We start from the raw sequence: 4,972 nt of genomic DNA, 5'->3' as shown, positions 1-4,972 counted from the left end.
AGGTTCCGCACACCAGCGGACGTGGCGGCCTTCCTCACCCCGGAAGCCGTCCAACGCGAGATCAAATCCGCATGTTGATTCTCTGCACGCCCTAAGTGGCGAGTTGCGAGCGATCGTCGTGGAGATCCACTCCATCGAAAGCAACCCGTCCCTCGCCGACACGGACCGGCAGGATGTCGCCGACTCTAAAGGTGGGGGCGGATTCTTCCGTGGCTTCCAGCCCCGTGGAGGAGCGGGGGTGGCGTGCGCATCGCCCATCGAGGTGCTCCTGCGGTCGGGACCGGCCGCAGGCCCCTTGACGCGTGGACAGATTCACTCGCGGCCCCCCAACGCCATTCCACTGAATCAAGCAGCGCTCACCCCCGGAAGCGTGGCACTTTCGCGTCCGCGCCCTGCCGGGCAGCTTGAGACGGCAGACTCACCATCACGGCCTTCGGCGTGGTCATGTTGTGTTCCTTGGTCGGAGCACATGCGACAAGCGGACTACGCAGTTCCAGATGTGTGGAGTGAACCTGTGTTGCCCGCGACCGTTGAAGCAGATGCCGGAACAGTCATTCCCCGGACACCGGCATCAGCCCGGCGGCTCGACACAATCGGCCGTCGGGCTGACCCGCACCGGCTTGCCGTGGCGCACTCCCCAGGGCGCGCCTGCGACCGCGGGGCCAAGACGGGCTGGGCTACGCCGCTGCCCGGCGTAGCGTCAGTACGCGTTCATGTAACAGAACCGTACGGTTCACCATGGATCTGCAACAGGAATTCCTTCAGTGAACCCGTTTTCCGGACCAGCCGTTTGGCTAAGTGAGACCAAGGGGCAACGCCGAAAGGGAACCCGACCATGCTGCTCAATCACACCCGCAAGCTCGCCGGAATCGCAGTCCTCATCGCCGGTGGGATGTTCCTGACGGCCTGTAATTCCGAGACCGAGCCCTCCGGTGCCGACTCGGTCAAGTCCGGTCAGGCAGCTGTCTCCAGCACCGACACCCAGAAGCCGGATGCCGACTCGGTCAAGTCCGGTCAGGGAGCTGTCTCTAGCACCGACACCCAGAAGCCGGACAGCCGTGAGAAGTCCGCCACCAAGAAGGACGGCGTCAGTGATGCGAACGCGGACAGCCGTGCGGACGGCACGGTCACCGGTGTCCTGACCTACATGGCGCCCGGCAAGCTCGTAGTGGGCAGCCGTCCCTTCTGGATCGCTGAGGACACTGAGATCTGGGGTGCCGGCGACATCTGCGGTGACGCGGCAGGACAGTCCGCTAGCAAGTGCACGGTCGAGGAGCTGGAGAAGGCAGCAAAGACCGGCAAGACCAAGGCCGAAGTGGCGATCGTCAAGGGTGTCGCGACCGAGATCCGCGAGCAGTGACATGTGAGTACGGATGGGGCGGGCTTCAGCGGATTGAAAAGTTTGAGGTGTTGATCAGCGCACGCCGGATCGCACCGCCGACGGGCCACGCCAGGAAGCACCACCTTCAGTGCCGGAGCGCTGAAGCAGAGGGTTCTCACGGTGGCATCACGACATCGTCCACCGTGGGAGCACGACCTGAGAATTGGTCAGCCACGCACATCTCGTTTGTGCGTTGTGATCGTGCGCATGGTGGACTGAGACATCAGTCACTCGTGCCGCTGGACGAGCGGGGCAATTCAGCGAACTCGCGTGGGGAACTCGGAGAAACCTGGGCCGGCCGACGGCCGAGGCTGACAGGGGCCCCACCCGCTGCCGGGGTCGAGAGAGGCACCCAACCCGACTGTGAACACCGGTTGTCATGCGGCGACGGTCAGCGTAGTTGATCTCTGTCCGAAGGTGACGGGCGCAAGGTAACCGATCGTCGCGTGCCTGCGTTTGTGGAAGCCGGGCCCGACGGAAAACTGCGAGCCGGGCATCGCGTTCGGTGGGCCAGCCGCGCCAGCCCGGCGGGATCTCGGCATACCCATTCGTGTCCGGTGCAGCCCGGAAGCCGACAGCGGCTGGACGACCAGCATCGATGGCATCCGGGAGACGGGCACGGACGGGCACAGCGAATGCCGTGAAAAACGCTGGTCGAGCGGCTGCTCTTGTTTGCACAAACTACGCACGGGTCCGAACGGACGCGGGCCGCAGCAAGATCGCACCTCAAGCAGGGAGTGTGCCGTGGATACCGAAGAACGCCGACGGAGAATCGTCGAGACGGCCCGACGGGACGGGGCCGTCGACGTCAACCGGCTGGCTGACCTGTTTCAGGTGGCCAAGGAGACCATCAGGCGAGATCTGCGCGCGATCGAGGAACACGGTCTGATCCGGCGGACGCACGGCGGGGCGTACCCCGTGGAGAGCGCTGGCTTCGAGACCACGCTCGCGACGCGGACCACCCGCTATGTGCCGCAGAAGTCGCGGATCGCTGCGGCGGCCGCAGATCTTCTCGGTGACGCGGAGACGGTCTTCGTCGACGAGGGCTTCACCCCGAAGCTCATCGCCGAAGCTCTCCCACGGGACCGGCCCCTGACCGTGCTCACCGCGTCCCTGGTGGTGGCGACCGTCCTCGCGGATGCGGAGAAGATCGTCGTGCTTCTGCTTGGGGGGCGTGTCCGTGGCAGCACCCTGGCCACGATCGACCACTGGGCCACCCGCATGCTCGCGGACTTCGTCATCGATCTGGCGTATGTCGGTGCGAACGGTATTTCCCGCGAGTACGGACTGACCACGCCCAATCCGGCGGTCGGCGACGTCAAGGCGCAGGCCATGAGCAGCGCACGCCGCCGGGTGTTCACTGGTGTCCATACGAAGTTCGGCGCTGTGAGCTTCTGCCGTTTCGCCGACGTTCGCGACTTCGAGGCCATCGTCACCGACATCGGGCTCCCTTCGGTAGAGGCACAGCGTTACTCCCTCCTCGGTCCGCAAGTCATCCGAGTCTGAGCAACTCCGTACACCCTCTGCCTTCGCCAGGACGGCCACCGCGCGTACCGGCAGGGCCCCTTGAGGAGGCCATGGCCGTGGACATCGCAGGTGACGGCGAGGATGCGCTGGAGCGGCTTGCCGTCCACGACTATGACGTGGTGGTGCTCGACCGCGATCTCCCTGGTGTGGACGGCGACGAGGTGTGCCGGAGACTGACACGGTCCCAAGCGACGTGTCGCATCCTCATTGAATGCAGCACGCAGCCGGGACGACAGGGTGGCCGGTTTCGGCCTGGGGCGGACGACTATCTGGTGCAGTCCTTCGGGTTCACGGAGCTGGTCGCACGGGTCCGCGCCCTGTGTCGCCGAGGCCCCAACGGCAGGCCGGTCATGCTCGAAGCGGCAGGTGTACGTCTTGGCCCGCACCGGCGCAAGGTCACCCGCGACAGGCGAGAGATCCGGATGACCCGCAAGGAGTTCGCCGTGCTCGAACTGCTGCTCGCCGCACAGGGCGGAGTCGTCAGTGCTGAACACCTCCTGGAAAAGGCATGGGACGAGAACGCCGACCTTCACCAACGCCGTACGGATCACGGTCCACTGGCTGCGCCGCAAACGTGATCCACACCGAGGCCGGAGCCGGCTTCGCCTACGCGACGACGGGCGGCCCTGACAGCTCGAATGGTTGCGGTGCGACCTCGTTGCTGAGCATGGCGGTCGGACTGAACGGCAGCAAGTCGGCCGACGTGAACAGAGAGAACGAGTGAGGCCAGGTCGCAAGGCAGGACTCGGAAGAACCGAGCTGTCACTCGTCGCCGTCGCCGGCGCCGCGGCGCCCGCAGCCCGGCCATAGTCCTCCCGATGGCCTTCAAGCTGGTCGAGTCCGCCCAGGGCCGCTGACGCACAATCATCGGGGCTCACCGGGTCCGGCCGGCGCCCGGTTCGGCAACGGCGTCCTCGTCGAGCGCGAGAAGGGCCCCGCCTCACGCCTCACACGATCCACAACTCTTGACCATTACTCGCGCACCGCTCGAAAGATCGCCTTGTCCGTCTCGTACGATGACGACAGGATCTGGAAGGCGGTCAGCCCGGCCGACCGCGAGCGGCTTGAAACTGTGCCACCTCGCCCACCCTGGCCCTGACTTTCCTGGGCGTCACGCTCACCGAGGCCGACGGCAACAGGATTATCAGCAGACGACCCACCGCGCCTGCCGCACAAACAAGTAGGGCAGGCTCTGGACAAGGCCGACACCGGTGGGTTCGCCGGGCCGACGCGGTGAAGGGCCGGTCGAAGCGGGACATCCACTTCGACCGGCCCTCGCACCGGGACGTCGGCGCCAGCCGATAGTCAGTTTGCCGGCTTTCGAATTTCTCAAATGGTTGCCCACAGCCCCTTGTTGCCGTTGTTGCCCTGATCGAAGCTCACTGCACCCGAGTTCCAGCCGACCAGCGTCGCTGACGAGTCAACGGGCCGGATGGACTTGTAGGTGCCGTTACTCGCGTAACCAATCAGCTGGCCGTAGTCCTGTCCGCTGCAGCTGGAGAGGTAGACAGGAGTGCCCACCGGCCGATCGACACTGTGATCGAGGCAGAGGCCCGTGGCCACATGCACCAGCATGGGACTGACTCCGGACTGCACCTCGCGCCACTTCGCGTTCCCATCGCACGGCCCCATGCGCACCGTACGATCGGCGCTGCCCACCAGGCATCGTCCGCTGTTGACGTTCTGAAGGGTGACCTCGCCCGCAGCGTGGGCAGGAGCCCCCGCCATCGTAGAGATGGCCAAACCCGCCGCACATGCGCTGGCCAGTGCACCGATCTTCTTCTTCAAGCTCATATGAAGTCTCTCGCCTTTCTCGCGGTTACGGGATCCGAGCCAGCGATGTCGTGGGCCAGTCAGTAAGCGACTGGCCTCTCGCTGACGTCTCAGTTGTGTAGACGGCGAGCCCACATACCGAGTTCACGCTGTTTGAGGCCCGGCAGCCGAGAGAATCCTCAGGTCCCCCGCCGACGGGGACGTACGTGGCGGCCGGCCTTTTCCGGGGGCCGGTGTTGGCTGTGTGTGGTTGGTGGCTGTGGATGGTTATTGGGTGAGGTCGGCGTGGGC

4 protein-coding genes and 1 pseudogene are annotated in these 4,972 nt (G+C 65.4%); 4 read left to right on the top strand and 1 reads right to left on the bottom strand.

The annotated features are described in order from the left end of the window. The first annotated feature begins 835 nt into the window (after nucleotides 1-835). The 4 genes and pseudogenes from ACWCPY_RS42900 (at nucleotide 836) to ACWCPY_RS42885 (ending at nucleotide 3,632) form a co-directional block, all read left to right on the top strand. Nucleotides 836-1,360, top strand: a complete 525-nt coding sequence (locus ACWCPY_RS42900; RefSeq protein ID WP_451274581.1) for a hypothetical protein — start codon at nucleotides 836-838, stop codon at nucleotides 1,358-1,360. Nucleotides 1,361-2,125: 765 nt separating this feature from the next. Next, nucleotides 2,126-2,887 carry a DeoR/GlpR family DNA-binding transcription regulator gene (locus ACWCPY_RS42895; protein ID WP_451274583.1) on the top strand — a complete coding sequence of 254 codons (762 nt, stop codon included), beginning with the start codon at nucleotides 2,126-2,128 and terminating at the stop codon, nucleotides 2,885-2,887. A 17-nt stretch (nucleotides 2,888-2,904) separates the two neighbouring features. Further along, nucleotides 2,905-3,538, top strand: a pseudogene (locus ACWCPY_RS42890) (response regulator transcription factor). Next, on the top strand, nucleotides 3,483-3,632 hold the full coding sequence (locus tag ACWCPY_RS42885) for a hypothetical protein (protein WP_451274585.1): 150 nt from the start codon (nucleotides 3,483-3,485) through the stop codon (nucleotides 3,630-3,632). The pseudogene ACWCPY_RS42890 and the gene ACWCPY_RS42885 overlap by 56 nt, the downstream one beginning before the upstream one ends. A 605-nt stretch (nucleotides 3,633-4,237) precedes the next feature. Here ACWCPY_RS42885 and ACWCPY_RS42880 read toward each other — a convergent pair. Continuing rightward, nucleotides 4,238-4,696, bottom strand: a complete 459-nt coding sequence (locus tag ACWCPY_RS42880; protein ID WP_451274579.1) for a hypothetical protein — start codon at nucleotides 4,694-4,696, stop codon at nucleotides 4,238-4,240. Nucleotides 4,697-4,972: the final 276 nt, after the last annotated feature.

The sequence above is a fragment of the Streptomyces sp. NPDC002403 genome (genome assembly GCF_053593015.1).
Note: the sequence above shows the minus strand (reverse complement) of the source record. Positions and strands in the feature narration are given on the sequence as shown.